Annotated in this window: 5 protein-coding genes; 3 read left to right on the top strand and 2 right to left on the bottom strand. The window is 76.9% G+C overall.

All coding sequences use genetic code 11. From position 1 onward, the window contains the following. The coding region (locus tag C1I99_RS29035) for a diguanylate cyclase (RefSeq protein ID WP_199562433.1) at positions 1-2097 on the bottom strand (2097 nt) is incomplete at its 3' end. Positions 2098-2181: 84 nt separating this feature from the next. On the opposite strand from C1I99_RS29035, the gene C1I99_RS29040 reads away from it, so the two are divergent. The 3 genes from C1I99_RS29040 to C1I99_RS29050 all read left to right on the top strand — a co-directional run bounded on the left by C1I99_RS29040 (position 2182) and on the right by C1I99_RS29050 (position 4453). Beyond that, a complete protein-coding gene (locus C1I99_RS29040; RefSeq protein WP_111137378.1) occupies positions 2182-2880 on the top strand; it encodes a 5-formyltetrahydrofolate cyclo-ligase in 699 nt (232 codons plus the stop codon). A 40-nt stretch (positions 2881-2920) separates the two neighbouring features. Continuing rightward, complete coding sequence (locus tag C1I99_RS29045; protein WP_233512774.1) at positions 2921-3307, top strand: FmdB family zinc ribbon protein; 387 nt, start codon at positions 2921-2923, stop codon at positions 3305-3307. A gap of 501 nt (positions 3308-3808) precedes the next feature. Further along, positions 3809-4453, top strand: coding sequence for a flagellar biosynthesis protein FlgA (locus C1I99_RS29050; RefSeq protein WP_111137379.1), 645 nt, complete (start codon positions 3809-3811; stop codon positions 4451-4453). Between the two features lie 199 nt (positions 4454-4652). Here the strand turns inward: C1I99_RS29050 and C1I99_RS29055 are convergent, their stop codons facing one another. Continuing rightward, positions 4653-4835 (bottom strand): hypothetical protein, encoded by a 183-nt coding sequence (locus tag C1I99_RS29055; RefSeq protein ID WP_111137380.1) that lies wholly within the window; start codon positions 4833-4835, stop codon positions 4653-4655. Between the last annotated feature and the right edge of the window lie 349 nt (positions 4836-5184).

The raw sequence follows: 5184 nt of genomic DNA on the forward strand, positions 1-5184 counted from the left end.
GGCGCGGGGCATCCCGTCCTCGGGGCTGACCGCGCCGGCCGGGACGGGTATCTCCCGCGCCGGCACCGGGGGCGGTGCGGTGGCGACCCGCCAGGTGTCCCGGCCGGCGGCCTTGGCGGCGTAGAGCGCGTCGTCCGCGGCGTCCAGCACCTGCTGGCCGGTGCCGGCGTGGTCGGGGTAGACGGCGATGCCGATGGAGACGGTGACCGGGACGGGCACCGGCGCGTCGCCGTGCCCATCGACGGTGATCGGGGTGCCCCGCACCGCCGCGCCGAGCCGCTCCGCGACGATCGTCGCGCCCCGGGCGTCGGTCTCCGGCAGCAGCACCACGAACTCCTCGCCGCCCTGTCGGAAGGCCAGGTCGACCTCGCGGATCTCGCCCCGGACCCGGCGGGCGAACTCGGCCAGCACAGCGTCGCCGGCGGCGTGCCCGTGCGTGTCGTTGACCTCCTTGAAGCGGTCCAGGTCGAGGGCGAGCACGCTGAGCATCCGGCCGAACCGGTTCGCCCGCTCCACCTCCCGGCGGATCGACTCGCGCAGGTAGCGGTAGTTCCACAGCCCGGTGAGCGGGTCGGTCAGCGAGAGCCGCTGCGTCTCCTCGTGCACCCGGACGTTGTCCACCGCCACCGCCGCGTGGCCGGCGAAGGTGCGCAGGGTGTCCAGGTCGTCGTCGTCGAACTCGTCCGTGCCGAGCCGGTCGTAGAGGGCCAGCACGCCGAGCGCCCCGGACGCCGGCTCGGCGCCGCCGACTGGCCGGGCGCCCGGCGCGTCGCCGCGGGCGGGCCGGTCGGGCGCGGCGAACGGCACCGCGATGTACGTCCGGCAGCGCGGCTCTCCGGTCGGGGCGGCGGAGGGGTCCACCCGGCCGCGCTGCGGTTCGCCGGTCGCCGCTACCACCCCGACCACCCCGCTGCCCAGCGGCACCCGCAGCGGCTCCGGCTCGGACCGCTCGCCCGCCGGCCAGCGCCCGTCCAGGCCCTCGGTGCACTGGGCCACGAGCACGCCGGAGTCCATCAGCAGCACCGCGCCGGCCCGGGCGCCGGTGGCCGCGATCGCGCTGTGCAGGATCACCCGCAGGATGCGTTGCAGGTCGTGGGTACTGGCCAGGGTGTCGCCCAGCACCGCCAGGTGCCCGCGCAGCTGGTCCCGGCTGCTGGTCAGCGCCGCCACGTAGGTGCCGGTCTCCCGGGTCATCCGGTTGAACGCACCGGCCAGCCGGCCGATCTCGTCGCGGGTGCGCACCGGAACCCGGGCGCTGAGGTCGCCGCGGGCCACCTGGTCCACCGCGCCGGCCAGCTCGACCAGCGGGCGGGTGGTCGCCCGGGCCAGCCGCCAGGCCACCGCCACGGCCAGCAGGGCGGCCAGCAGTACGGCGACGACCAGCGCGGGGTAGAGGCTGGGCGGCTGGTCGCTGGGAACGGAGAGCACCAGCGGCAGCGGCTGCCCGGACGACGGGCCGACCCGGCGGACGTACCGGCCGTCGGTGGTTTCGGTGACCCGCTCACCGTCCAGGGTGCCCGCGGCGGCCAGCACCGCGTCGCGTACCCCGGTCGACTCGGTGGTGTGGTGGAGCCGGGCCGGCGTGCCGGCGCTGTCGAGCAGGGTGACCGCCACTCCGGTCACCGCGGCCAGCCGCGCCACGAAGGCCGGGTCGACCGGCTGGGCGGCGGCGACCGTACCGCGCGGCGCGCCGGCCGGGTCGCGCAGGTCGACCTGGGCGGAGAGCGCCCGGACCGGGCCGGCGGCCGGCGCGGCGGAGCAGTCCCGCCAGGGTGCCGGCGGCGCGCCGGGCGTCGCATAGGTGACCTGGCCCGTCACGTCGGTGACCAGCACCGCGGTGGCCAGGCCGCGGCTGACCACCTGGGCCGCCGCGGCTGCCGGGTCGCCGGTGAGGGCGACCGCGTCCGCGGCGGCCCGCAGCTGCTGGCAGAGGGCGTCGACCGAGGTGCGCACGGTCGCGGCGGCCACGGCCAGCCGTTCGGTGGACCGGCTGCGGTCGACGGTGGCCACCGTCGACCCGACGAAGAACGCCCCGAGCAGGACCGGGCCGAGTACCACCACCAGGAAGGCTGCGGTCAGCCGCCCGCGTAGCGTCACTCGGTCCCCCCGGAAGTTCCGCCTCCGATGCTGCGATGCTGACACAGAGCCACCGGATGGCGGGCGTTGCGTCAGGAGTGTTGCGTGCCGGATTTTTCTGATGGAGCGGAAGTGACCGAAGTGACGCATGCGGCCAAGCGGGAGGCCCGCACCGCGTTGCTCGCCCGCCGTCGAGCGCTGTCCGCTCCGCAGCGGGCGGCCGCCGCGGCGTCCGTCCAGGTGGAGCTGGTGGCGCTGGTACGCCGGCTGCGCCCGCGCCTGATGACGGCGTACGTGCCGGTGGGCTCCGAACCCGGCGGGCCCGAGCTGCCGCAGGTGCTGCACGGCGCGCTACCGCCGGGCGGCGAGTTGCTGCTGCCGGTGCTCCGCGACGACCTCGACCTGGACTGGGCGGCCTGGGCCGGGCCGGACGCGCTGGTGGCCGCCGGCCGGGGGATGCGCGAACCGGACGGGCCGCGTCGCGGGGTGGCCGCGATCGCCCGGGCGGAGCTGGTGGTGGTGCCCGCGCTGGCGGTGGACCGCCGGGGGCGTCGCCTCGGCCGGGGCGGCGGCTCGTACGACCGGGCGCTGGCCAGGGTGCCGGCGACCGCGCTGACCGTGGTGCCGCTGCACGACGGCGAGCTGGTCGACGCGCTCCCCGCCGAGCCGCACGACCGCCCGGTCCGCGCCGTGGTCACCCCCGCTGACGGCCTGCGTACGCTGGACGCCGCCCTCGGCCCCGGCCCGACCGGCGGGCGGGGTGTCGCGCCCCACACTTCCGCTGGACGAACCCGGGGGCGATGACGCACCATTGGCACTCGAAGACGTCGAGTGCCAACCGGCCGTGCCAGATCCGGAGGAGAACGTGCCCACGTACCAGTACGCCTGCACCGCGTGCGGTCACCAACTCGAGGCAGTGCAGTCCTTCAGCGACGAGCCGCTGACCGAGTGCCCGGCGTGCGAGGGGCGGCTGCGGAAGGTCTTCAACTCGGTCGGCATCGTGTTCAAGGGCTCCGGCTTCTACCGCACCGACTCGCGCTCCGGCTCGGACGCCACGAAGAACGGCACCGGCAAGCCCGCGAAGTCCGACTCGTCCTCCTCGGGCGGCGACTCCGGCTCGGCCAGCACGGCCGGTTCCTCTTCGTCGTCCTCGTCGTCGTCCTCTTCGTCGTCGAATGGCTCGACCGGCGGGGCCAAGACCCCGGCCGCGAGCACGACCAGCGCCTCCTGACCCGCGCACAGCGGCCCACCGGGCCCAGCCTCGCACCGGCCCACCGGGCCCGGCCTCGCACCGGCCCGCCTGACCCGGCCTTGCGGACGCCCGCCTGACCCGGCTTCGCGCCGGGTTGCCGCCGGATGGACTGCCACCCGGCGGGGCTGGCGCCGGCCAATTAGTCCGCAAGATCAACTCAGTGTGCGGCAGGTGGGGGTGTCCCGGACCAGGGACACCCCCATCTGCCGTATCTGGAGCGGCTCCCAGCCGACGCGGCGGGCAGGTGATCACGGCGCGCACGGGCGCGGCGGGTCCGCGGCGCCCGGCACGGCGCGCATGGCGGGCACCGGGACCACGAGGCTCTAGCAGATCCACTCGGGCGGCGGGGATTGTCCACAGGGCGGGGCGTTGTCCACAGGCCGTGGGCGGCGGCCTACCGGCTCGTCCCGCTCCGCTCTAACCTGCTGCCCACGGGGCCGTGGGGCGTTCCGTGGCCGGGCGAAGAGGTGGACGGTGGCGATGGGCAGGGCAGTCTCGGCGAGCACCCTGCGTCCGGTCCGCCGGCCCCGGCTGCCCGGGCGGGCCGCCCTGCTGCGCGCCGGTCTGGTCGCCACGCTCCTCGCCCTCGCCGCGGCCGTCCTGCACGCCCCGTCCGAGTGTCCACCCGCCCCGCCGGCCGGCGCGTCGCAGAAAGGTGCAGCCCAGGCCGGCGCAGCCCGGGCCGGCGCACCACAGGTCACCGCGCCGCCGGCCGACAGGGCATGGCCGGGTGCACCGCGGGCGGGAGCACCGCTGGTCCCGACGGGGCGGGCCGGCACGCCCACCGACCAGCCGACCACCGGCGGCGGCGAACGCGACGACGGCACTCCTCCCGACCGTCTCCCGGTCGCACTGCCGGACGGCACGGTGGGCGTACCGGTGCGGCTGGCCGAGCCGGCCGCGCTCTCGGTGCTCCGCCCAGGTGCCCGGGTCGACCTGCTCGCCGTGCCGCCCGACGCGGGCGAGGCCAGGCTGCTCGCGGCCGCGGCGCTGGTGCTCGACGTGATGGGTGCGGAGGCGGTCGACGGATCTTCGGCGCTCTACCTCGCGCTCGACCCCCGCCAGGCACGACGCGCCGTCAGCCAGCCGGAAGGCACCCGGTTCGCCGTGCTGGTACGCCGATGAGCCCGGGCGGAACCGCCGGAGGCAGATGCCAGTCGCAGCCACGACCGGCGGGACACGGGTGCCAGTCGCAGGCGGGCGACCGACCCGAGGGGTGTCGGTCTTGGGCGGGACCGGCGGGCAGCGCCTCCGTCCCAGTGCGGCGGGCGCTCGGCGGGCCTTGCCTCAGTCCCAGTGCGGCGGGCGCTCGGCGGGCCTTGCCTCAGTCCCAGTGCGGCGGGCGCTCGGCGAGCAGCCAGTCGTCGTTGCCGCCGGACCGCTCGCCCCAGCCCCGGTCGGTGTCGTCGGCGGTCTGCTCGGGCAGCCCCACGAAGTCGTCGCTGAGGTCGACCGTGCGGTCGTCGTCGCCGCGGGCGCCCTGCGCTCCGGGGTCCTCGGTGTTCACGAGCGGCAAGACTAGTGCACTGTCCACGCCGTGGCCCGTACCCCACTGTCGCTACCGCGATCAGCCGGGCGAGCGCTCGCGGGCACCGTGAGCGCGGCCGAGCCTCGCGAGCCGGGGTCCGGCCGGCCGCGTCGGGCGGTCACCGGGCCAGCGCGTTGGTAGCGTCGAACGGCGTGACGACCCCCAATTCCGGCAGTTCCCCCGACGACTACTGGCGGCGGCCCGAGGCCGGCCCGGACCGGCCGGCCGACCAACCGCCAACGACACCGGCCGGGGCGGACGTGCACGGCGGGTCGGTCCGATCGGACGGGCCCCGGGCGGGCGGCTACGCCGGCCCGCCGCCCACCAC

It is taken from the genome of Micromonospora deserti, from assembly GCF_003236335.1.
GTDB lineage: Bacteria > Actinomycetota > Actinomycetes > Mycobacteriales > Micromonosporaceae > Micromonospora > Micromonospora deserti.

Bases quoted from the DNA above. Each gene is read 5' to 3' on its own strand.
- C1I99_RS29050 (WP_111137379.1), top strand. From the start codon at position 3,809: ATGGGCAGGGCAGTCTCGGCGAGCACCCTGCGTCCGGTCCGCCGGCCC.